Annotated in this window: 24 protein-coding genes; 12 read left to right on the forward strand and 12 right to left on the reverse strand. The window is 62.6% G+C overall.

Annotation, left to right across the window (positions count from 1 at the left end; translation table 11 throughout):
- The first annotated feature begins 535 nt into the window (after positions 1 to 535).
- Positions 536 to 844, forward strand: a complete 309-nt coding sequence (locus CAF92_RS22410) for a hypothetical protein (protein WP_170978805.1) — start codon at positions 536 to 538, stop codon at positions 842 to 844.
- Between the two features lie 278 nt (positions 845 to 1,122).
- On the opposite strand, the gene CAF92_RS22420 is transcribed toward CAF92_RS22410, so the two are convergent.
- A complete protein-coding gene (locus CAF92_RS22420; RefSeq protein WP_085601973.1) occupies positions 1,123 to 2,100 on the reverse strand; it encodes an NADPH:quinone reductase in 978 nt (325 codons plus the stop codon).
- 253 nt (positions 2,101 to 2,353) lie between these two features.
- On the opposite strand from CAF92_RS22420, the gene CAF92_RS22425 reads away from it, so the two are divergent.
- The 3 genes from CAF92_RS22425 to aroE all read left to right on the forward strand — a co-directional run bounded on the left by CAF92_RS22425 (position 2,354) and on the right by aroE (position 4,589).
- Positions 2,354 to 2,617: a hypothetical protein gene (locus tag CAF92_RS22425; protein ID WP_085601974.1), complete on the forward strand. Its 264-nt coding sequence runs from the start codon at positions 2,354 to 2,356 to the stop codon at positions 2,615 to 2,617.
- 210 nt (positions 2,618 to 2,827) lie between these two features.
- Positions 2,828 to 3,739, forward strand: coding sequence for an oxygen-dependent coproporphyrinogen oxidase (hemF, locus tag CAF92_RS22430; RefSeq protein WP_085601975.1), 912 nt, complete (start codon positions 2,828 to 2,830; stop codon positions 3,737 to 3,739).
- Positions 3,740 to 3,764: 25 nt separating this feature from the next.
- Complete coding sequence (gene aroE / locus CAF92_RS22435; protein ID WP_085601976.1) at positions 3,765 to 4,589, forward strand: shikimate dehydrogenase; 825 nt, start codon at positions 3,765 to 3,767, stop codon at positions 4,587 to 4,589.
- A gap of 44 nt (positions 4,590 to 4,633) precedes the next feature.
- Here the strand turns inward: aroE and CAF92_RS22440 are convergent, their stop codons facing one another.
- The 3 genes from CAF92_RS22440 to betC all read right to left on the reverse strand — a co-directional run bounded on the left by CAF92_RS22440 (position 4,634) and on the right by betC (position 8,804).
- Positions 4,634 to 6,199: a SulP family inorganic anion transporter gene (locus CAF92_RS22440; RefSeq protein ID WP_085601977.1), complete on the reverse strand. Its 1,566-nt coding sequence runs from the start codon at positions 6,197 to 6,199 to the stop codon at positions 4,634 to 4,636.
- A gap of 143 nt (positions 6,200 to 6,342) precedes the next feature.
- Positions 6,343 to 7,272, reverse strand: coding sequence for a choline ABC transporter substrate-binding protein (gene choX / locus CAF92_RS22450; protein WP_085601978.1), 930 nt, complete (start codon positions 7,270 to 7,272; stop codon positions 6,343 to 6,345).
- A gap of 14 nt (positions 7,273 to 7,286) precedes the next feature.
- Positions 7,287 to 8,804, reverse strand: a complete 1,518-nt coding sequence (gene betC / locus CAF92_RS22455) for a choline-sulfatase (RefSeq protein WP_085601979.1) — start codon at positions 8,802 to 8,804, stop codon at positions 7,287 to 7,289.
- Positions 8,805 to 8,912: 108 nt separating this feature from the next.
- Here betC and CAF92_RS22460 point away from each other — a divergent pair, with 108 nt between their 5' ends.
- The gene (locus CAF92_RS22460) at positions 8,913 to 9,812 is read left to right on the forward strand and encodes a LysR family transcriptional regulator (protein WP_085601980.1); all 900 of its coding nucleotides are present in this window, start codon (positions 8,913 to 8,915) and stop codon (positions 9,810 to 9,812) included.
- Positions 9,813 to 9,942: 130 nt separating this feature from the next.
- Here the strand turns inward: CAF92_RS22460 and CAF92_RS22465 are convergent, their stop codons facing one another.
- The gene (locus CAF92_RS22465; protein ID WP_046615298.1) at positions 9,943 to 10,560 is read right to left on the reverse strand and encodes an NAD(P)-dependent oxidoreductase; all 618 of its coding nucleotides are present in this window, start codon (positions 10,558 to 10,560) and stop codon (positions 9,943 to 9,945) included.
- 52 nt (positions 10,561 to 10,612) lie between these two features.
- On the opposite strand from CAF92_RS22465, the gene CAF92_RS22470 reads away from it, so the two are divergent.
- Positions 10,613 to 10,945 carry a DOPA 4,5-dioxygenase family protein gene (locus CAF92_RS22470; protein ID WP_046615297.1) on the forward strand — a complete coding sequence of 111 codons (333 nt, stop codon included), beginning with the start codon at positions 10,613 to 10,615 and terminating at the stop codon, positions 10,943 to 10,945.
- 120 nt (positions 10,946 to 11,065) lie between these two features.
- Here CAF92_RS22470 and trpA read toward each other — a convergent pair whose 3' ends face one another.
- Both trpA and trpB read right to left on the reverse strand, forming a co-directional pair.
- Positions 11,066 to 11,875: a tryptophan synthase subunit alpha gene (trpA, locus tag CAF92_RS22475; protein ID WP_046615296.1), complete on the reverse strand. Its 810-nt coding sequence runs from the start codon at positions 11,873 to 11,875 to the stop codon at positions 11,066 to 11,068.
- Entirely contained in the window at positions 11,872 to 13,089 is a 1,218-nt protein-coding gene (gene trpB / locus CAF92_RS22480; protein WP_015268451.1) for a tryptophan synthase subunit beta, read from the reverse strand. Before trpB ends, trpA begins: the two co-directional genes overlap by 4 nt.
- 110 nt (positions 13,090 to 13,199) lie before the next feature.
- Here trpB and CAF92_RS22485 point away from each other — a divergent pair, with 110 nt between their 5' ends.
- Positions 13,200 to 14,096: a LysR family transcriptional regulator gene (locus CAF92_RS22485; RefSeq protein WP_085601981.1), complete on the forward strand. Its 897-nt coding sequence runs from the start codon at positions 13,200 to 13,202 to the stop codon at positions 14,094 to 14,096.
- Here CAF92_RS22485 and CAF92_RS22490 read toward each other — a convergent pair.
- Positions 14,093 to 14,416, reverse strand: a complete 324-nt coding sequence (locus CAF92_RS22490; RefSeq protein WP_003261039.1) for a YqjD family protein — start codon at positions 14,414 to 14,416, stop codon at positions 14,093 to 14,095. The genes CAF92_RS22485 and CAF92_RS22490 overlap by 4 nt on opposite strands.
- 150 nt (positions 14,417 to 14,566) lie before the next feature.
- Between CAF92_RS22490 and CAF92_RS22495 the strand changes: the two genes are divergently transcribed.
- On the forward strand, positions 14,567 to 14,782 hold the full coding sequence (locus CAF92_RS22495; RefSeq protein WP_013970282.1) for a dodecin: 216 nt from the start codon (positions 14,567 to 14,569) through the stop codon (positions 14,780 to 14,782).
- Positions 14,783 to 14,883: 101 nt separating this feature from the next.
- Positions 14,884 to 15,105, forward strand: coding sequence for a DUF1161 domain-containing protein (locus tag CAF92_RS22500; RefSeq protein ID WP_003261041.1), 222 nt, complete (start codon positions 14,884 to 14,886; stop codon positions 15,103 to 15,105).
- 98 nt (positions 15,106 to 15,203) lie between these two features.
- Here the strand turns inward: CAF92_RS22500 and CAF92_RS22505 are convergent, their stop codons facing one another.
- Entirely contained in the window at positions 15,204 to 16,208 is a 1,005-nt protein-coding gene (locus CAF92_RS22505) for an LLM class flavin-dependent oxidoreductase (RefSeq protein ID WP_046615294.1), read from the reverse strand.
- Positions 16,209 to 16,359: 151 nt separating this feature from the next.
- On the opposite strand from CAF92_RS22505, the gene CAF92_RS22510 reads away from it, so the two are divergent.
- Together CAF92_RS22510 and CAF92_RS22515 are read left to right on the forward strand one after the other, a co-directional pair.
- Positions 16,360 to 16,785: an OsmC family protein gene (locus CAF92_RS22510; protein WP_085601982.1), complete on the forward strand. Its 426-nt coding sequence runs from the start codon at positions 16,360 to 16,362 to the stop codon at positions 16,783 to 16,785.
- A 73-nt stretch (positions 16,786 to 16,858) separates the two neighbouring features.
- Positions 16,859 to 17,092 (forward strand): DUF1161 domain-containing protein, encoded by a 234-nt coding sequence (locus CAF92_RS22515; protein ID WP_046615292.1) that lies wholly within the window; start codon positions 16,859 to 16,861, stop codon positions 17,090 to 17,092.
- A gap of 44 nt (positions 17,093 to 17,136) precedes the next feature.
- On the opposite strand, the gene CAF92_RS22520 is transcribed toward CAF92_RS22515, so the two are convergent.
- Both CAF92_RS22520 and CAF92_RS22525 read right to left on the reverse strand, forming a co-directional pair.
- Positions 17,137 to 17,550 carry a hypothetical protein gene (locus CAF92_RS22520; RefSeq protein ID WP_046615291.1) on the reverse strand — a complete coding sequence of 138 codons (414 nt, stop codon included), beginning with the start codon at positions 17,548 to 17,550 and terminating at the stop codon, positions 17,137 to 17,139.
- Between the two features lie 55 nt (positions 17,551 to 17,605).
- Positions 17,606 to 18,019, reverse strand: coding sequence for a hypothetical protein (locus CAF92_RS22525; protein ID WP_015268455.1), 414 nt, complete (start codon positions 18,017 to 18,019; stop codon positions 17,606 to 17,608).
- An 85-nt stretch (positions 18,020 to 18,104) separates the two neighbouring features.
- Here CAF92_RS22525 and CAF92_RS22530 point away from each other — a divergent pair, with 85 nt between their 5' ends.
- The gene (locus tag CAF92_RS22530) at positions 18,105 to 19,178 is read left to right on the forward strand and encodes an aminopeptidase (RefSeq protein WP_085601983.1); all 1,074 of its coding nucleotides are present in this window, start codon (positions 18,105 to 18,107) and stop codon (positions 19,176 to 19,178) included.
- 117 nt (positions 19,179 to 19,295) lie between these two features.
- Here the strand turns inward: CAF92_RS22530 and CAF92_RS22535 are convergent, their stop codons facing one another.
- Positions 19,296 to 19,946, reverse strand: coding sequence for an HAD family hydrolase (locus CAF92_RS22535; RefSeq protein WP_085601984.1), 651 nt, complete (start codon positions 19,944 to 19,946; stop codon positions 19,296 to 19,298).
- Positions 19,947 to 20,007: the final 61 nt, after the last annotated feature.

Raw genomic sequence — 20,007 nt, forward strand, 5'->3', positions numbered from 1 at the left:
CGTGATCCCTGTGGGAGCGGGTTACCCGCGAAGAAGACACCGCGATGGATGGCACGGGCTTCGCCCGTGTTCGCGGGCAAGCCCGCTCCCACAGGGATCACGCCAGCTTTTAGAAATTGAGCAAGACAGTTGCTCCCACAGGTACTGCACATGACTTGAAATCGGCGTGGTCGGTGTGGGAGCTGGCTTGCCGGCGATTGGGCCGCAAAGCGGCCCCAGAACCCCGCAGATTTTTCTGATTTTGTCTCGAATGGCTGTCCAGCTTGCGGCTTGGGAAATATCCTACGAGCCGCGTCCTCTGCCATCACCTTCTCAGTGGGAACCTCTGCCCTTAGGCTTCAGCCGTCGCCGAATAACTTGGCGATCGGGTGTGGTAACCCGGGTTCTGGGTGATCTTGGCAGTCCATGGCGGCTGTTCGCAGGAGGCTTCGTGCCTGCTGGGTTTTAGATCTCCCACCCGGTTTACCACCCTGCGTACAGCTGCCACCTATTCGTGTGGTAACGACTGGGTGGTGCCATGAATCGAGATCTAGTGATGAAGAAGATTGTCCCCGATCCACCCCTACCCTGCACATCCACCCGCCCCTTCGGCCGCTGCGATGCCGGCCACGAACCGCTGTTCACCGTAAACCCGAACATTTCCGCCGAGGACGCCTTGGTTCATGTAGCTCTGTATCTGCGAGGCGCCTACGAAACGGGCTCGAAAGCCCTCGAGTACCTGCGCGAGGAAGGCCGTGGCATGTATTGGTCGAGCCTGCATTCCATTGAATTGGCGGAGGGATTGGTGGAGGCGATTCTCGATGGTATCGAGTCTATACCAACCACCCGTCCTCCACAGCCATAGCGCCCTGTTCAAGGCCGACGCAGTACCTGTGGGAGCGGGCGCGCCCGCGAACACCGGCGTAGCCGGTGCCATACACCGCAGTGCCCTCTTCGCGGGTGAACCCGCTCCCACAGGGATGGCGCTGTATTCAAGGCTGGTGCAGTACCTGTGGGAGCGGGCGTGCCCGCGAACACCGGCGCAGCCGGTGCCATGCACTGCGGTGCTTGCTTCGCGGGCATGCCCGCTCCCACAGGGATGGCACTGTACTTAAGATCGGTGCAGTACCTGTGGGAGTGAACTCAAGGAAGCAGAATTGTGGAACCTACAGTCCGCCGAGCCGACAGCTCCGCCTGTGCCTTGGCCGCCTCACTCAGCGGATACCGCTGTTGGATATCCACAACCAGCTCGCCGCTGCCAATCATGGCAAACAGGTCATCGGCCATGGCCTGGGTATTCTCGGCATTGTTGGCATAGGTCGCCAACGTGGGCCGGGTCACATACAGCGAGCCCTTCTGCGCCAAGATACCCAGGTTCACTCCGCTCACTGCCCCCGAGGCATTGCCAAAGCTCACCATCAACCCACGCGGCTGCAGGCAGTCCAGCGAGGTCAGCCAGGTGTCGGCACCGACGCCGTCATACACCACCGGGCATTTCTTGCCGTCAGTCAGCTCCATCACCCGCTTGGCCACGTCTTCACGGCTGTAATCGATGGTCGCCCACGCCCCTAGAGCTTTGGCCCGCTCGGCCTTCTCGGCAGAGCTCACGGTCCCGATCAGCTTGGCGCCCAAGGCCTTGGCCCACTGGCACGCCAACGAACCCACGCCGCCAGCTGCTGCGTGGAACAAGATCACGTCACCCGCCTTCACCTCATAGGTCTGCTTCAGCAGGTACTGCACGGTCAAACCCTTGAGCATCACCGCCGCCGCCTGTTCGAAGCTGATGGTGTCGGGCAGCTTCACCAGATTTGCTTCCGGCAACGTATGCACCTCGCTATACGCGCCCAGCGGGCCGCCGGCATGGGCCACGCGGTCACCCACTTTCAGCCGGGTCACGCCCTCGCCCACGGCCTCGACCACGCCAGCCGCTTCAGTGCCCAGCCCCGAAGGCAGGGATGGCGGCGCATACAGCCCGCTGCGGAAGTAGGTATCGATGAAGTTCAGGCCGATCGCATGGTTACGCACACGCACCTGCTGTGGCCCTGGCGGGGCAGGTTCGAACTCCACAAACTGCAGCACTTCCGGGCCGCCATGCTGGCTGAACTGGATACGCTTGGCCATCTCGCACTCCTGTCGTATGGGTCGGGAAAGGCCTTCTATCGGACGCCTTTGCCGCAATGCCGTCAACTCCTGCAGCAGTACAGAGCGTGATTAACTCAGACAAAACTGTTCTACGAGCAACCGCGGGTGCGTGAATCAGGGCGGACAAGCCTGAAGCAACGCGTTCGTTCTGAAGTCAACAGGCAACTCTGCTAGTGGCGTGGTGTGTGGGTTTTTTCCATCATGAATCGGTAAATAACCCAAGAGGTGCATTATGGAATATACAATTATTTTTATCCATGCAGATAATACGGGCGAGTTGATGGAGTTCTCTTTAGAAGATAGCAGAGCAGTATTTTCGGCTATGCGGGAAGGAGACAGTTTGAACCTCAGCCCCACCAAGCACGGTCGTGTTGTAGAGAAAACTTGCTTCTACAAGAATCCACAGGGCGTCGCTGAAGCTATTATGGCCGTTAAAGAGGTAGAAACAGACAAGGCCTTGATGAAGTATGCTTCATACAAGTCAGGGTTAAATTGATGCTTGCTTGGTTGCGGGCTTTTTGAAATACATCCACTTCATTGTTCATCAATGGCGTTGTTGGTTCAGTCCGCTGGCTGATCAAATAAGTGTACGCTTATTTGGTTGGCCGGCCCTCGTCACGTTGCTTGATCGCCGTCAACTGCGGCGCGCGGGCTGGGGGTGGTATGCTACGCGGCGAATTCTTCCCTGCCCGTTCCTGGTGACCCGATGACTAGCCGCACCGAGGCCGTGAAAGCCTACCTGCTCGACCTGCAAGACCGCATCTGCTCTGCCCTCGAAGCTGAAGACGGCGGCGCCCGCTTCGTCGAGGACGCCTGGGTGCGCGAAGCCGGTGGTGGGGGCCGCACGCGGGTGATCGGCGATGGCAAAGTGATCGAGAAAGGCGGGGTCAACTTCTCCCACGTGTTCGGCGCAGGTCTGCCGCCGTCGGCCAGTGCCCACCGCCCCGAGTTGGCGGGCCGTGGCTTCGAGGCCCTTGGCGTGTCGCTGGTGATCCACCCGCACAACCCGCATGTGCCCACTTCCCATGCCAACGTACGTTTCTTCATCGCCGAAAAGGAAGGTGAAGAGGCTGTATGGTGGTTCGGCGGCGGCTTCGACCTGACCCCGTACTACGGCAATGAAGAAGACTGCATCCACTGGCACCGTGTGGCCGAGCAGGCCTGCGCTCCGTTCGGCGCCGACGTGTACCCGCGCTACAAGGCCTGGTGCGACCGCTACTTCCACCTAAAGCACCGTGGCGAGCCACGCGGCATCGGAGGGCTGTTCTTCGATGACCTGAACGAGTGGGACTTCGACACCTGCTTCGCCTTCATCCGCGCCATTGGCGATGCCTACATTAGCGCCTACCTTCCGATCGTCCAGCGCCGCAAGGGCACGCCCTACACCCCGCAGCAGCGCGAGTTCCAGGAATACCGCCGTGGCCGATACGTGGAGTTCAACCTGGTCTACGACCGTGGCACCCTGTTCGGCTTGCAATCCGGTGGTCGCACCGAGTCCATCCTCATGTCGCTGCCGCCGCAGGTGCGCTGGGGCTACGACTGGAAGGCCGCGCCTGGCAGTGAAGAAGCGCGCTTGACCGAGTATTTCCTGCAGGATCGCGACTGGCTCGGCCAGTGAGCCTGTGGATAACCAAGGAGCCGTCATGGACCAGTACGTCGTTTTTGGTAACCCCATCGGCCACAGCAAGTCGCCGCTGATCCATCGCCTGTTCGCCGAACAGACTGGGCAGGATCTGGAATACGCCACCCTGCTGGCGCCGCTGGACGAGTTCAGCGATTGTGCACGCGGTTTCTTCAAGCAAGGCTGCGGCGGCAATGTCACCGTGCCGTTCAAGGAGGAGGCCTATCGTCTGTGCGACAGCCTGACCCCGCGTGCCCGGCGCGCCGGCGCAGTGAACACTCTGAGCAAGCTGGCCGATGGCAGCTTGCAGGGCGACAACACCGATGGCGCTGGCCTGGTGCGAGACCTGACGGTAAATGCCGGGGTCGAGCTGGCGGGCAAACGCATTCTGATCCTGGGTGCTGGTGGCGCGGTGCGTGGCGTGCTGGAGCCGATCCTGGCGCACAAGCCGCAGTCGCTGGTGATTGCCAACCGGACTGTGGAAAAGGCCGAGCAGCTGGCGCGTGAGTTCGATGAACTGGGGCCGGTGGTGGCCAGTGGTTTTGCCTGGTTGCAGGAGCCGGTGGATGTGATCATCAATGCCACTTCGGCGAGCCTGGCCGGTGAGTTGCCGCCGATTGCCGACAGCCTGGTCGAGGCGGGGCGCACGGTTTGCTACGACATGATGTATGGCAAGGAGCCTACGCCGTTTTGCCAGTGGGCCGAGAAGTTGGGGGCGGCCAAGGTGCTGGATGGGCTGGGGATGCTGGCTGAGCAGGCGGCTGAGGCTTTCTTTATCTGGCGTGGGGTGCGGCCGGATACGGCGCCAGTGTTGGCTGAGTTGCGCCGGCAGCTGGCTCGCGGCTGAGATTGCCGGGGCCGCTTTGCGGCCCCAAAAATCTCAACCCAACATCACTCTTCAAACCGGATCGGACAAAGCTCCACCCCTTCCAGCTTCTGCAATTCCTCGATCACCTGCGGCCTGGCCCGGTGCAGGGTCAGACTCCCCCCCGCCCGCCGCAACCGCCGCGCCTCGCGGTGCAACATATCCACACCCGAGTAATCGATGAAGTTCACCTGCCGCGCATCGATCACCACATGCGGCCCCTGGCAGCGCTGCAAGCGCACCTGCAGGTAATGCGCCGCACCAAAGAAGATCGACCCGCCCACCCGCAGCACGTCCGCCTCCCCTTCACGGCTTTGTTGCACCCGTGGCCGTGAGGTGCGCTTCAGATAGAAGAACAGCGACGCCAGCACCCCGGCATAGATCGCCGTCTGCAATTCCAGCAACAAGGTCGCCGCCGCCGTCAGTGCCATTACCAGAAACTCCGAGCGGCTCACCCGGAACAGCGCGCGAATCCCCCGGTGGTCCACCAATCCCCAGCAGATCAACAGGATGCTGCCGGCCATGGCCGGAATCGGCAGGTGCGCGATCAGCCCGGCTCCGGCAACGGCGAACACCGCCACCCACAGCGCCGAGAATACCCCGGCCATGGGCGAGCGTGCGCCGGCGTCGTAGCTCAGCCCGGAGCGGGTGAAGGAGCCGGAAGACAGGTAACCGGAGAAAAACGCACCGACGATGTTCGACAGGCCCTGTGCGCGTATTTCCTGGTCTGCGTCGATCAACTGCTCCGAACGTGCTGACAACGAGCGGGCGATCGACAGGCTGGTGACCAGCCCGAGCATGCCCACTGCCACGGCGCTGGGCAGCAGGCGCAGGATCAGTTCCACATCCAGCAAGGGCAGCGGGCTGAAGGGAGGCAGCTGGCCGGTGAATGCGGGCACACGCGGCACATGGCTAAAGAACCCAGGCAGCAGCCAGGCCAGCAGGCTCACCAAAATCAGGCTTATCAACAGGCTGGGCCAGCGTGGGCGCCAGAGCTTGAAGCTTACGCCGATCACCACCGTGGCCAGGCCCAGAATCAAGGAAGGCAGGTCGACCTCGCCAGCATGGCTGGCCAGGTCCTGCACGGTTTTCAACGCCGTGGCTTGGCTTGGCAGGTCCATGCCCAGCAGGTTGGGCAACTGGCCCAGGGCAATGACGACAGCGGCGCCCAGGGTGAAGCCGAGCACCACGGAATGGGAGACGAAATTGACCAGTGCGCCGAAGCGCAAAAGCCCCAGCAGCAACTGGAACATGCCGCCGAGGAAGGTCAGCAGCAGCACCAAGGTGACATAGTCGGCGCTGCCGGCCACGGCCAGCGGGCTGATGCTGGCGTAGAGCACGATGGAAATGGCAGCGGTCGGGCCGCAAATCAGGTGCCAGGACGAGCCCCACAGGCAGGCGATCAGTACTGGCACAATGGCGGCGTACAGGCCGTATTCGGCAGGCAGGCCGGCGATCAGGGCGTAGGCGATGGATTGCGGCAGAGCGAGGATTGCACCGCTCAGGCCTACCAGCAGGTCCTGGCGCAGGCTGCGGCCCGATTGGCGGGGGAGCCATGAGAGGAAGGGCAGCAGGTGAGTGAGGCGATGCATGGGTTATCCACAGTCCTTACTGTTTCACCAATCCCTGTGGGAGCGGGCGCGCCCGCGAAGAAGCCGCCGCGGTGGATGGCACCGGCTTCGCCGGTGTTCGCGGGCATGCCCGCTCCCACAGGGATAGAGGTTTGCTTGTGAGGTTACAGTTTGGCTTTGACGGCCTCCAGCGCATTGCCATCGGCCTTGGTCGTCACCCCGGCCAACCACCCTTCCAGCAACTCGGGGTGCGCCTTAAGCCAAGCCTTGGCCGCATCATCGAAGCTGATCTTCTTGTCCACAACTTCGGCCATGATGGTGTTTTCCATGTCCAGCGTGAACTTCAGGTTACCCAGCAGCTTGGCCGCATTCGGGCAGGCTTGTGGATAACCCTTGCGGGTCAGGGTATACACCTCGCCCTTGCTGCCAAACCACTTCTCCCCACCGCTCAGGTAATGCATCTTCAGCTTCACGTTCATCGGGTGCGGGGTCCAGCCGAGGAAGGTGATGAACTGTTGTTTCTTCACCGCTCGGTCGACCTGCGCCAGCATCGCCTGCTCGCTGGACTCCACCAGCTTCCACTGGCCGAGGTTGAATTCATTCTTGTCGATGATTTCCTTCAACGACAGGTTGGCCGGTGCCCCGGAACCGATCCCGTACAGCTTCTTGTCGAACTGGTCGGCGTGTTTCTGCAAGTCGGCGAAATCCTTCACCCCGGCATTCCACACATAGTCGGGCACCGCCAGGGTGAACTCGGTTCCTTCCAGGTTGCGTGAAAGCTGCTGCACATCGCCATTTTCGATGAATTTGTCATGAAAGCCCTGCTGCGCCGGCATCCAGTTGCCGAGGAAGGCATCGACGCGGCCATCCTTGAGGCCACCGTAGATGATTGGCACGGCCAGGCTGTCGATTTTCACCCGGTAGCCCAGGCTTTCCAGAAGCAGGCGGGCCAAGGCGTTGGTCGTGGCGATGTCGCTCCAGCCGGGGTCGGCCATCTTCACGGTGGTGCATTGCGCGTCGCTGTCGGCGGCGTAGGCTGTGGCGGTACCCAGGCTCAGGGCCAGGGCGAACACGGCTGCAGAGAACTTGTGCATGGCGGCCTCTCTTCTCAATCCAGGGGGGCGGGCTGTGGATAACGTGCCTTGCGCTCGAGGTCGTCGAGATCGATGTGGTTGCGCATGTACTGTTGACTGGCATCCACCAGCGGTTGGTGGTCCCAGCTTTTCAGCTTGCCGATGGCCAGCGCCTCGGCCACCAGGCGGCGCCGCCGCTGGCTGGCAAGAACCTGCTGGCGCAGGCTGGGGATATCCCAACGCTGCTGTGCTTCATCGACAAATGCCTGCAGCAGCGCCTGGTGTTCCGGGCTGCCGGTGAGATTCTCCCGCTCGTGCGGGTCGCGGCTCAGGTCATAGAGTAGGCATGGGTCGTCTTCGCTGTACACGAACTTGTACGGGCCCCGGCGGATCATCATCAGAGGGCCGACGGTGCCTTCGGCCATGTATTCGCCAATCACTTCGTCATGGCCGCCCTGCCCTTGCAGGTGGCCGACCAGTGAGCGGCCATCCAGGTGCAGGTGGTTATCCACAGCCCCGCCAGCCAGCTCTACCAGGGTTGGCAGCAGGTCGCAGGTAGATACCGAGGCGCTGACCCGGGCTGGCGCGAAGCGCATTGGCGCGTGTACCAGCAACGGCACCCGTGCCGACATCTCGAACCAGTGCATCTTGTACCAGAGGCCACGCTCGCCAAGCATGTCGCCGTGGTCGCCGGAGAAGACGATCAGGGTGTCGTCGGCCAGGTTGCATTCTTCCAGGGTCTGCAGCAGCAGGCCGATGTTGTCGTCGATGTAGCTGCAGGCGCCAAAGTAGGCACGGCGGGCGTCACGAATTTTGTCCACAGGCAGCGGTTTGTTCCACAGGTCGTAGACCTTCAGCAGGCGTTGCGAGTGGGGGTCGAGTTCTGCCTGGCCGAACTCGTTGCGGGGCATGGGGATATCCATACCCTCGTAGCGGTCCCAGTAGCGCCTGGGGATGGTGTACGGGTCGTGCGGGTGGGTCATCGACACGGTCAGGCAGAAGGGTCGGCCATCATTTTCACGCACATGGTCGTACAGGTACTGGCGCGCCTTGAACACCACTTCCTCGTCGAAATCCAGCTGGTTGGTGCGCACGCATGGGCCGGCCTGCAGCACCGAGGACATGTTGTGATACCAGCTCGGGCGCACGTCCGGTTCATCCCAGTTCACCGCCCAGCCGTAATCGGCCGGGTAGATATCGCTGGTAAGGCGTTCTTCGTAGCCATGCAACTGGTCCGGGCCGCAGAAGTGCATCTTGCCCGACAGCGCTGTGCGGTAACCCAGGCGGCGCAGGTAATGGGCGTAGGTCGGCACGTCGGCGGGGAAGTCGGCGGCGTTGTCGTAGGCGCCGATGCGACTGGGCAACTGGCCGCTGACCAGAGTGAAGCGCGACGGCGCGCACAACGGGCTGTTGCAGTAGGCCGAGTCGAACACCACCGCCTGTTCGGCAAGGCGGCTAAGGTGCGGCATCTGGATCGGCGAAGAGGCGTAGATCGGCAGCAAGGGCGCGGCCATCTGGTCGGCCATGATGAACAGGATATTCGGGCGCGTCATGGTGGCTTCCATCGTTGAGGATTATGCGAACCGCTTGCTTATCAAGATGCGACTGTGGATAACATGGGTAAAGCCCATGGCGGGCAATGACTGGGATTAGCCACGCTAATGTTTGATCACCTTGCCGAGCTGTCGCTGGATACCTTGCGCGTGTTCGAGGCCGCCGCACGCTTGCGCGGCTTTACCGCCGCGGCGCTGGAGCTGGGCACCACGCAGCCGGCGGTGAGTCAGCAAGTCAAACGGCTGGAGGCAGAGTTGGGCACGCGCCTGTTCGACCGCATTTATCGGGGTATCGAGCTGACCGAGGCTGGCCAGGTGCTGTTCGAACAGGTGCATCAGGGCCTGCAGGCCATGGAGGACGGCATTGCCCAGGCCAGTGGGCGCGGCCAGCGCGAAGTGCTGCAGGTGGCTACCGACTTCGCCTTTGCAGCGTTCTGGCTGATGCCACGGCTGCAGCGTTTTCACGAGGCTTATCCACAGGTGGACGTGAGCCTGGTGACCGGTGAGCGCAGCCAGGGCATGTTGCGACCGGACATTGATGTGGCGGTGCTGTTTGGTGACGGGCGTTTTCACCAGGGCGAGAGCCGCTGGCTGTTCGATGAGGAGGTTTTCCCGGTGTGCAGCCCCCGGTTGATTCACGGCAAAGCCTTGTCAGCCGTGGCTTTGCAACGATTGCCCTTGCTGCACTTGAAGGGCGAGCAGGCTAGCCGTTGGTTTGACTGGTCGGGGGTGTTTCGCGGGTTTGGTGTGGCCAGCCCGCCGCCGACCGGGCAGTTGCGGTTTGATAACTATACGTTGCTGATCCAGGCGGCGATTGCCGGGCAAGGGGTGGCGATTGGCTGGGGGCATTTGGTAGATGGGTTGGTCGAGCAGGGGTTGCTGTGCCGGCCGCTGGAGGGGAGTTTGCGTTCGGAGCGCGGGTATTACGTCGTGCTGCCGCCGCGTAAGCGGCGTGGTGCCTTGATCGAGCGGTTTGTAGATTGGCTGGAGCAAGAGCGTAGCCTTTGAGATTTTGGGGCCGCTTTGCGGCCCATCGCCGGCAAGCCTGCTCCCACAGGGACGGCGTCATGTTCCAGGCTTGTACAGCACCTGTGGGAGCTGGCTTGCCGGCGATGGGCTGCACAGCAGCCCCGGCAATCTAGACCACGAAGTTCAGATGCTCGCCCCGGTGCAAATCCAGCTCCAGCATATCCACCATCCCTGCCGCGACCCTGGCCAGGTGCCGCAACGGCTCGGCCAACCCCGGCTCCAGCGTACCTTCAGTGCTGCGAAAATGCTCCATCCCCAACCCGGCCAGTTCCTGTGGGGCATTGATCAGCGTCCAGTGCAACGCACTGCGCTGTAACCCGTCCACCACCTGGTCCACACACTCCCGCTCTGTCTCGCTGTACTTGCCCGGCTCATCCAGCACATCGAAATCGCCCACCAGCAACAGCCGGCGTATAGTCGTACGCTTCAGCCCCGCCACCAGCGCCTCGCTCATGCGGGCTTGCCCGGGCAAATCGCCCGGTGCCAGTGTCGACAACAAGGCAATTACTGCTGACCCGCCTGCCGCGCCCTGCTCCGCCTGGTCGGCATCGCCCAGCCCGCCTATCTTGAAATGCAGGCCGGGGCGCGGCGCGTGGCGGTTGAGGTCGTCGACCACGGCGGTGACTTCGTGCTGGCGCGACAGCAGCTCTACCATCAGGGCGTTGCCCAGGCTGCTTTCAGGCCCGAACAGGACCAGTTTGAACACTGGGGTTTCGGCGTTTTTCACTGCATCACTCCCTTTGCAGGTGGTGATGGTTGGACCGCAATCAGGAGTTATCGTGCAGAGGATCAAGGGTTACCACGCCCATGTTTACTACGACGCAGCGACCATGGACCAGGCCCGTGAACTGTGCGAGGAGGCGGCGCGTCTGTTCCCCGTGACCATGGGGCGCATGCACCAGAAACCGGTGGGGCCGCACCCGGACTGGAGCTGCCAGTTGGCGTTCGGGCCGGAGGTGGTGGGTGTGGTGTTGCCTTGGTTGGCGTTGTATCGGAAGGGGTTGGTGGTTTTCATGCACCCGCTGACCGGGGATGAACTGGCGGACCACCGTGACCATGCGATCTGGATGGGGGCTGTGCGGCCGCTGGATCTGTCGATGTTTGGGGGCTAGATCTTCATAGTCTGTACAGGCCTCATCGCCGGCAAGCCAGCTCCCACAGGGATATCACAGGGCCTGAGGGCGGCTCTGTACCTGTGGGAGCTGGCTTGCCGGCGATGAAGGCGACGCGGTTCAACGGCGGGCGCTGCGCACTCCTTCAGCCAGTGCCGAGCACAGGCTCAATACATCTTTGACTGCCTGCTCGGCACTATTGGCCTGGGCAATCTTGTCGACCAGCGCCGAGCCCACCACCACGCCGTCCGACAGTCGGGCAATGGCCGCAGCCTGCTCCGGTGTACGAATGCCAAAACCAACGCTGATCGGCAGATCGGTATGCCGACGCAGGCGGGCAATGGCTTGGGTCACGTGCTCGGTGGTCGCCGAGCCGGCGCCGGTCACGCCGGCCACCGACACGTAGTAGACGAACCCGGAGCTGCGCTCCAGCACGCGCGGAAGGCGCACGTCGTCGGTGGTAGGGGTAGTCAGGCGGATGAAGTCGATACCCGCAGCCTGGGCCGGGGTCGCCAGTTCGGCGTCGTGCTCTGGTGGCAGGTCGACGATGATCAGGCCATCGACACCCGCTTGCTTGGCTTCGGCCACGAACTTTTCCACGCCAAAGCGGTGGATCGGGTTGTAGTAACCCATCAGTACGATCGGTGTGGCCTGGTTATCCACACGGAATTCGCGAACCATCTGCAGGGTCTTGGCCAGGGTCTGGCCAGCTTCCAAGGCACGCAGGGTGGCCAGCTGGATGGCCACGCCGTCGGCCATCGGGTCGGTGAACGGCATGCCCAGCTCGATCACATCGGCACCGGCTGCCGGCAGGCCCTTGAGGATCTGCAGCGAGGCGTCATAGCCCGGGTCGCCCGCGGTGACGAAGGTGACCAGTGCCGAGCGGCCTTCGGCCTTCAGCTCGGCGAAGCGTTGTTCAAGACGGCTCATGCCTGTTTCTCCTGGGCGGCCATGTGGTTCATGACGGTTTGCATGTCTTTGTCGCCGCGGCCCGACAGGCACACGACCATCAGGTGGTCCTTGGGCAGCTTCGGTGCGCGCTTGATCGCCTCGGCCAGGGCGTGGGAGCTTTCCAGGGCCGGGATGATGCCTTCCAGGCGGCAGGTGGCGTGGAACGCATCCAGCGCTTCGTCGTCGGTGATGCTGACGTACTCGACACGCTTCACTTCGTGCAGGTAGGCGTGCTCCGGGCCGATGCCCGGGTAGTCCAGGCCGGCGGAAATCGAGTGGGCGTCGGTGATCTGGCCGTCTTCGTCCTGCAGCAGGTAGGTGCGGTTGCCGTGCAGCACGCCCGGTACACCGCCGTTCAGGCTGGCGGCGTGCTTGTCGGTGTGCACGCCGTGGCCACCGGCTTCGACGCCGATGATCTGCACGCTGGGTTCTTCGAGGAATTCATGGAACAGGCCCATGGCGTTGGAACCACCGCCGACGCACGCAACCAGGCTGTCTGGCAGGCGGCCTTCCTTCTCTTGCAACTGGGCGCGGGTTTCCTTGCCGATGATCGACTGGAAGTCGCGGACCATGGCCGGGTACGGGTGCGGGCCGGCCACGGTGCCGATCAGGTAGAAGGTGTCTTCGACATTGGTGACCCAGTCGCGCAGGGCCTCGTTCATGGCATCCTTGAGGGTGCCAGTGCCGGCGGTGACCGGGACGATCTCGGCGCCCAGCAGCTTCATGCGGAACACGTTGGCCTGCTGGCGCTCGATGTCGGTGGCGCCCATGTAGATCACACAAGGCAGGCCGAAGCGGGCAGCGACGGTGGCGGTGGCCACGCCATGCATGCCGGCGCCGGTTTCGGCGATCAGGCGCTTCTTGCCCATGCGCTTGGCCAGCAGCACCTGGCCGATGCAGTTGTTCACCTTGTGCGCGCCGGTGTGGTTGAGTTCTTCACGCTTGAAGAAGATCTTCGCGCCGCCGCAGTGCTCGGTCAGGCGCTCGGCGAAGTACAGTGGGTTGGGGCGGCCGATGTAGTCGCGCTGGAAGTAGGCCAGCTCTTCGAGGAACTTGGGGTCTGCCTTGGCCGCTTCGTATTCGCGGGCCAGGTCCAGCACCAGTGGCATCAGGGTCTCGGCCACGTAGCGGCCGCCGAACGAGCCGAACAGGCCGTTGGCGTCGGGGCCGGGGCGGTATTGGGACTGGGTCATGGGGCGCTCCAGGGCGTTATGAATGAGTGATGGGCTTTACTGTAACCACGGCAAGCCCGGCTGAAAACCGATAAGATTGCGCAAACTTGTCAGAAAAACTCACAGATAAAATGGCCCACGACCTCCCTCCCCTCAATGCCCTGCGGGCCTTCGAAGCGACCGCAAGGCTCAACAGCGTCAGCCAGGCTGCCGAAGCGCTGCACGTCACCCATGGCGCCGTCAGCCGGCAGATCAAGGTACTTGAAGAGCACCTCGGCGTCGCGCTGTTCGTGAAGGACGGGCGTGGCATCAAACTCACAGATGCCGGCGTACGCTTGCGCGATGTCAGTAGCGAAGCCTTCGATCGCCTGCGCAGCGTGTGCGCCGAGCTCAGCCACGATGTCAGCGAGGCGCCGTTCGTGCTGGGCTGCTCGGGCAGCCTGCTGGCGCGCTGGTTCATCCCACGGTTGGGGCGGTTGCAGGCAGATTTGCCAGAGCTACGCCTGCACCTGTCGGCCGGTGAAGGTGACCTGGACCCGCGACGGCCTGGGCTGGATGCGCTGCTGGTGTATGCCGAGCCGCCATGGCCGTCGGACATGCAGGTGCATGTACTGGCCGAGGAGCGCATCGGGCCGGTGCTCAGCCCGCATTTCGCCGGTTTCGAGCGCTTGCAGGGCGCGCCGGCCAAGGCCTTGCTGGGCGAAGCCTTGCTGCACACCACCTCGCGCCCGCAGGCTTGGCCGACCTGGGCACTGGAACAGGGGTTGGAGCCGGCGACCCTCCACTATGGCCAGGCTTTCGAGCACCTGTATTACCTGCTGGAAGCTGCGGTGGCCGGGTTGGGTGTGGCGATTGCGCCGCAGCCGCTGGTCGCTGATGACCTGCGGGCGGGCCGTTTGAATGCGCCGTGGGGCTTTTCACCTACCCCTGCGGCATTGGCGCTGTGGGTGCCCAGGCGCGCCGCGGACGGGCGCGCCGAGCAGTTGGCGCAGTGGCTAAGGGCAGAACTGGCGCGACAGGGCGCTTAGTTGCGTTTGCACATCAGGTACGCCGCCAGCAGGCCTAGCGCGCCAATGGCGACGCCGGCGGTGGTGTACGGGTGTTCCTGGGCATAGTCGCGGGTGGCGATGCCGGTCTGGCGGGTGCGGTGCTTCACCTCCTCGTAGGCATCGCTCAGCAGATGGCGCGAATGACGAAGGGCGCTCTCGGCGTTGCTGCGGATTGCCTTCACCGATTTCTGGGACTCCTCCGACGCATCATGCTTGAGGTTTTCCAGGCTTTTCAGAAGGCTCTCGATCTCCGCTTCCATGCTTTCCAGGGACGTTCTACGCAGCGAATTGCGGTGCATGTTGACTCTCCTTTGCAGTATGGACTGTAAGGATTGCGACCTTGGGCCCGCGGGAAAGTGCGATCGAACTTTCGCCAATAGTGACCGCTCGCAGGTAAACCAGGCCTGCACTGCTAGGCTCAATCTCACCATCATCCGAGGAGAGCGCTCATGACCGATCATCACACCTACAAGAAGATCGAACTGGTGGGGTCTTCGACCACCAGCATCGAAGAGGCGATCAACAATGCTCTTGCCGAAGCCGGCAAGAGCATCAAGCACCTGGAGTGGTTCGAAGTGATAGATACCCGTGGCCATATCCGTGACAACAAGGCGGCGCACTTCCAGGTCACGCTGAAGGTCGGCTTCCGTATCGCCAATAGCTGAAATATTGCCGGGCTGGATGAGCCCGACATGATGGGGTATTTAGGAAGAGGGCGCCTTGGCGGGCGCCCTTTCTGATGTCATCTGCACAAGGAAAGCGAGTGATGAACAAACTGATTCTGGCGCTGGGCCTGATGACCCTGGCCGGTGGTGCGCTGGCGGCAGGCAAGCCGTGCGAGGAACTCAAGGCAGAGATTGCGGCCAAGCTGGATGCCAAGGGGGTTACCGGCTACAAGTTGGAGATCGTCGACAAGGGCGACCCGGCCGGCAAGGTGATTGGTAGCTGCGAGGCTGGTACCAAGGAGATTGTGTACCGGCGCGGTTAACGGGTTGGGTTCTTCGCGGGTAAACCCGCTACCACAGGGATATCACAGGCCTGAGAGCGACGCCGTACCTGTGGGAGCGGGTTTACCCGCGAAGAAGATCACGCGGTCTTGAGAGCCTGCGCCAACAGTTCATAGGACCGAATCCGGTCCGCATGCTCATACAAATCACAGGTGAAGATCAGCTCATCTGCTCCGGTCTGCTCCAGCAGCACTTCCACCTTGGCCCGCACCTTCTGCGGGCTGCCAATCATCGCCAAGCCGAGGAAGCTGCCCACCGCGTCCCGCTCATGGGGCAGCCACAGCCCATCCATGCTTTCCACCGGCGGCTTCTGCATCAGGCTCTGCCCGCGAATCAGCGCGAGGATGCGCTGGTACACGGACGTGGCCAGGTATTCGGCCTTTTCGTCGGTTTCCGCCACCACCATGGGGATGCCCAGCATCACGTATGGCTTGTCCAGCGTTGTCGAGGGCTTGAAGTGGTTGCGGTACACGCGGATCGCCTCGTGCATGTAGCGCGGCGCAAAGTGCGAGGCGAAAGCGTAGGGCATGCCGCGCATGCCGGCCAATTGAGCGCTGAACAGGCTGGAGCCGAGCAGCCACATCGGTACGTCGGTGTCGTGCCCTGGCACGGCGATCACTTTTTGATCATCGGTACGCGGGCCGAGGTAGCGTGACAGTTCCTCGACATCGTCCGGGAAATCATCCGGGCCGCCGGCGCGGTCGCGGCGCAGAGCGTAGGCGGTCATCTGGTCGGAACCCGGCGCGCGACCCAGGCCCAGGTCGATGCGCCCTGGGTACAGGCTGGCCAGGGTGCCGAACTGCTCGGCGATCACCAGCGGTGCGTGGTTGGGCAGCATGACCCCGCCAGAGCCCACGCGAATGCTCGAGGTGCCCCCGGCCAGGTAGCCGATCAGCACCGAAGTCGCCGAACTGGCGATGCCGTCCATGTTGTGGTGCTCGGCAACCCAGAAGCGGTTGTAGCCAAAGCGTTCGACGTGCTGCGCCAGGTCCAGCGAGTTGCGCAGCGACTGCGCCGGGCCGGCGTCGGCGCGCACCGGCACCAGGTCGAGGGTGGAAATTTTCAGTTCACGCAGCTGCGTCATGGAGCCTCCGCAAGGTTTTTGGCCACAGGCCTTTACAACTCTGTATGGGCACATTCGACGGATTCAATGCTTGCCGTGCGATTGCTCTGAACTTGCTGTAGGCGGCTGACCTCTGAAGCCATGAGCATGTAACCCGAGACCAGGAGGCATCATGAAAAAGACAGCATCGGCGATCTGGCAAGGTGGCCTGAAGGACGGCAAAGGCCTGCTTTCTACTGAAAGTGGCGCGCTCAAGCAGAACCCCTACGGTTTCAATACCCGTTTCGAAGGCTCACCCGGGACCAACCCGGAGGAGCTGATCGGCGCGGCGCACGCTGGCTGCTTCTCGATGGCACTGTCGATGATGCTGGGCGAAGCGGGGTTCACCCCGGACAGGATCGACACCGCTGCCGAAGTGACACTCGACAAGCAAGCTGATGGCTTTGCCATTACCGCAGTGCATCTGGTGCTCAGGGCCAAGGTGCCTGGGGCGAGTGAAGTGCAGTTCCTGGAGATTGCCGACAAGGCCAAGGCTGGGTGCCCGGTGTCCAAGGTGCTGAACGCGAAGATCAGCCTGGATGCGGCGCTGGTGGGGTGAAGCAGTGCAATAAGGGCGGTTTGTTGTAGTCTAAACAGCGTCGGCAGCACGCTGCCCTTTCAGGAGCCGTTTCATGATTCGCGTAGCAATCGCCGTGTTGGCTTCCTTGGTCGCCACATCTGCGCTGGCGGCGGTCAAGCCGTGCGAGGAGCTCAAAGCCGAGATCGAGGCCAAGATCCAGGCCCAGGGTGTTCCGTCCTACACCCTGGAGATCGTGCCCAACAGCGAGGTCAAGGACCAGAACATGGTCGTCGGGACCTGCGATGGTGGGACCAAGAAGATCATTTATCAGAAGAATGACCGGTAGGTTCAGAATTGCGGGGCCGCTTTGCGGCCCATTCGCAGCCCCGATCACGGAATGCAGAACACCTCGCTAGGCTCGTTCACCACCACCTTGCGGTTGCCGTCATAGAGCAGCACCTGCGGCTCCATCACCGGCGCCCGTGCCTCCAGCCGATAGCGTTCGCCGGCCTTGAAGTTGTCAAAGCGCACGGTCAGGTAGCAGGTACGGTCCCTGGGCTGGGTCATGAGGCCGCCCCCATATATCTCGTAATCGAAGCGCACTACCAGTTCGTGCTTGCCCGGCGTCACCTGGAAGTAACGGCCATCCTCCAGGCGCTTGCCGTCGAGGCGGTCGGCCATGATCACCCTGCCGGGAGTCATGGTGTACAGGTCGACCCAGGCCTGCTTGGGGTCGACGGGCGGCAAGGGGCTGGCGCAAGCCCCCAATGCACTGAGGGCGATCAGCATCATGGGCTGGCGCATGGCAAGACTCCCACTTGCGACTTATAAGCTACAAGCATAGCGCCGTTTGTGCGTTTCAGGTGCGCTGGCAGCCTGCAGGCAAACCCTGCCCAACCAGTTTCTGCTGGTGGTCATAGAGTTTGATCCAGGGGCGGAAACCGATGCTGCCAGCCTGCAGCTGGTAGCGCTGGCCGGCACTGAAATCCTTGAAGGTCAGCTTGACCTGGCAATCCCGCCACAACGGCTCCTCGACCGGGCCGATATTGCTGGGGGTAACCGGAAACTGGTAGCGCACGGTCAGCTCGTGGCTGCCGGGCTGTACTTCGAAGTAACGGCTGTCGGCCCAGTCGCGTTCATCTACCTGCACGGCGTGCAGCGAGGTGTTGTCGTAGGGCGTGAGGTCGATCCAGGCCTGGTTCGGGTCGGGGTCTGGCAAGGTCGAACAGGCGGATATCAGCAACAGTGAGCCGGTGACCAACAGTGCACGCATGGCGAAACGCCCCCTTGGCGAGATAGTCTTGGAGTGAATCGGCCTTGAGCGAGTCAGACAGTCCTGGATGCTTCGACTTATTCTTATGCAGCGCTCAGGCCCTGGGCCACTCGACCTTGTTTTCACCCGTTTGGTTCCCCTGCTAGCGGTGCTCCTGCTGAACGGTTGCAGCAGCGCGGCCTACTATGGGCAGTTGGCCGAGGGCCAGTGGCAGCTGCTACGCGCACGTCAGCCGCTGGAGCAGGTAGTGGCCAACCCGGCCACTTCACCGCAATTGCGCGCGCGCCTGGAGCATGCCAAGCAGGCGCGAGCATTTGCCAGCCAGCAACTGAAGCTGCCGGATAACCGCAGCTATCGGGTGTATGCCGACCTTGGCAGGCCCTACGTGGTATGGAATGTGTTCGCCACCCCCGAGCTGTCTTTGCAGCCAGTGACGCACTGCTTCCCGATCGCGGGATGTGTGGCCTATCGCGGCTATTACCAGCAAGGCGCGGCGCGTGGGGCGGCGGCGTTGATGCGACAGGACGGCATGGATGTGTATGTGGGAGGCGTGGAGGCCTATTCGACCCTGGGCTGGTTCGACGACCCGATCCTGTCGTCGATGGTGGGCTGGAGCGACGAGCGCCTGGCCACGTTGATCTTCCATGAGCTGGCCCACCAGCGCTTCTATGTGCAGGACGACACCGAGTTCAACGAGTCGTTTGCCTCCTTCGTCGAGCAGGAAGGCACCCGGCAATGGCGCGTGGCGCGGGGCCTGGCTGCCTCTGGTGGGGAGCAGGGGCAGCAGCGTGAGCAGTTCATCCGGTTGGTGCTGGCCAGCCGCGAGCGGTTGCAGGCGATTTATGCCGGGCCTCTGGATGACGCGCAGAAGCGGACGGCCAAGCAGGCGGAGTTCGAGCGGCTAAGGCGGGAATACCGGCAGGTGCGTGATGCCCAGTGGGGTGGTGACAAGCGCTATGACGCCTGGATGTATGGGCCGATGAGCAATGCCAAGTTGCTGCCGTTCGGGCTGTATGACCAGTGGGTACCGGCGTTTGCGGCGGTGTTCCGTGAGGTGGATGGGGACTGGGCGCGGTTTTATAAGCGGGTCGAGCAGTTGGGGCAGTTGCCGATTGAAGAGCGGAAGGCGGCGTTGCGGCGGTTGATGGTTAGCCGGTGAGAATTTGGGGCCGCTTTGCGGCCCATCGCGACACAAGGCCGCTCCTACAGAAGATACGCGATCGCCTGTAGGAGCGGCCTTGTGTTGCGATGGGCTGCAAAGCAGCCCCCAGGGCCATCAAGCCTTGAGGAACGCCTGATGCATCTCGGCCAAGGTAGCAAAATGGTAGGCCGGCGCTTCGGCCATCAACTCTTCCTGGCTACCAAACCCGTACCCCACCGCCACCGCCTGCAAGCCATTGCTGCGCGCACCGATCAGGTCATGCTTGCGGTCGCCGATCATCAGTGTATGCGCCGGGTCCAGCCCTTCTTCATCAAGCAGGTGGCGAATCAGCTCGACCTTGTTGGTGCGTGTGCCATCCAGTTCACTGCCGTAGATCACCTTGAAGTGGTGGTCGAAGGCGAAGTGCCGGGCGATTTCACGGGCGAACTTCCACGGCTTGGAGGTGGCGATGTAGAGGGTGCGGCCCTGGCCGTTCAGGGCCTCGAGCAGCTCCGGCACACCTTCGAACACCAGGTTTTCGTAGAGGCCGGTGACGCTGAAGCGTTCCCGATAGAAGTTCACTGCATCCCATGCCTTGGCTTCGTCGAAGCTGTAGAACTGCATGAAGGCCTGCAGCAGAGGCGGGCCGATGAAGTGCTCGAGGCGGGTCAGGTCCGGCTCGTCGATGCCCAGTTTGGCCAGGGCGTACTGGATCGAGCGGGTGATGCCCTGGCGTGGGTCGGTCAGGGTGCCGTCGAGGTCGAACAGGATGTTTTGCTGGTGCATTTACTGAGTTCCACTTGAGTGCTGCGTGGCCTTCTTCGCGGGTAAACCCGCTCCCACAGGT

Origin of the sequence: Pseudomonas sp. B10(2017) (genome assembly GCF_002113295.1) — a bacterium.
Taxonomy (GTDB): Bacteria; Pseudomonadota; Gammaproteobacteria; order Pseudomonadales; family Pseudomonadaceae; genus Aquipseudomonas; species Aquipseudomonas pudica.

Coding starts and splice junctions, on each gene's coding strand:
- CAF92_RS22490 (WP_003261039.1), bottom strand. CDS start 14,416: ATGCACCGCAATTCGCTGCGTAGAACGTCCCTGGAAAGCATGGAAGCG.
- CAF92_RS22515 (WP_046615292.1), top strand. CDS start 16,859: ATGATTCGCGTAGCAATCGCCGTGTTGGCTTCCTTGGTCGCCACATCT.
- CAF92_RS22535 (WP_085601984.1), bottom strand. CDS start 19,946: ATGCACCAGCAAAACATCCTGTTCGACCTCGACGGCACCCTGACCGAC.
- CAF92_RS22525 (WP_015268455.1), bottom strand. CDS start 18,019: ATGCGTGCACTGTTGGTCACCGGCTCACTGTTGCTGATATCCGCCTGT.
- CAF92_RS22495 (WP_013970282.1), top strand. CDS start 14,567: ATGACCGATCATCACACCTACAAGAAGATCGAACTGGTGGGGTCTTCG.
- CAF92_RS22425 (WP_085601974.1), top strand. CDS start 2,354: ATGGAATATACAATTATTTTTATCCATGCAGATAATACGGGCGAGTTG.
- CAF92_RS22485 (WP_085601981.1), top strand. CDS start 13,200: ATGGCCCACGACCTCCCTCCCCTCAATGCCCTGCGGGCCTTCGAAGCG.
- CAF92_RS22505 (WP_046615294.1), bottom strand. CDS start 16,208: ATGACGCAGCTGCGTGAACTGAAAATTTCCACCCTCGACCTGGTGCCG.
- aroE (WP_085601976.1), top strand. CDS start 3,765: ATGGACCAGTACGTCGTTTTTGGTAACCCCATCGGCCACAGCAAGTCG.
- CAF92_RS22410 (WP_170978805.1), top strand. CDS start 536: ATGAAGAAGATTGTCCCCGATCCACCCCTACCCTGCACATCCACCCGC.
- CAF92_RS22530 (WP_085601983.1), top strand. CDS start 18,105: ATGCAGCGCTCAGGCCCTGGGCCACTCGACCTTGTTTTCACCCGTTTG.
- CAF92_RS22520 (WP_046615291.1), bottom strand. CDS start 17,550: ATGCGCCAGCCCATGATGCTGATCGCCCTCAGTGCATTGGGGGCTTGC.
- trpB (WP_015268451.1), bottom strand. CDS start 13,089: ATGACCCAGTCCCAATACCGCCCCGGCCCCGACGCCAACGGCCTGTTC.
- choX (WP_085601978.1), bottom strand. CDS start 7,272: ATGCACAAGTTCTCTGCAGCCGTGTTCGCCCTGGCCCTGAGCCTGGGT.
- CAF92_RS22440 (WP_085601977.1), bottom strand. CDS start 6,199: ATGCATCGCCTCACTCACCTGCTGCCCTTCCTCTCATGGCTCCCCCGC.
- CAF92_RS22420 (WP_085601973.1), bottom strand. CDS start 2,100: ATGGCCAAGCGTATCCAGTTCAGCCAGCATGGCGGCCCGGAAGTGCTG.
- CAF92_RS22510 (WP_085601982.1), top strand. CDS start 16,360: ATGAAAAAGACAGCATCGGCGATCTGGCAAGGTGGCCTGAAGGACGGC.
- CAF92_RS22460 (WP_085601980.1), top strand. CDS start 8,913: ATGTTTGATCACCTTGCCGAGCTGTCGCTGGATACCTTGCGCGTGTTC.
- hemF (WP_085601975.1), top strand. CDS start 2,828: ATGACTAGCCGCACCGAGGCCGTGAAAGCCTACCTGCTCGACCTGCAA.
- betC (WP_085601979.1), bottom strand. CDS start 8,804: ATGACGCGCCCGAATATCCTGTTCATCATGGCCGACCAGATGGCCGCG.
- trpA (WP_046615296.1), bottom strand. CDS start 11,875: ATGAGCCGTCTTGAACAACGCTTCGCCGAGCTGAAGGCCGAAGGCCGC.
- CAF92_RS22500 (WP_003261041.1), top strand. CDS start 14,884: ATGAACAAACTGATTCTGGCGCTGGGCCTGATGACCCTGGCCGGTGGT.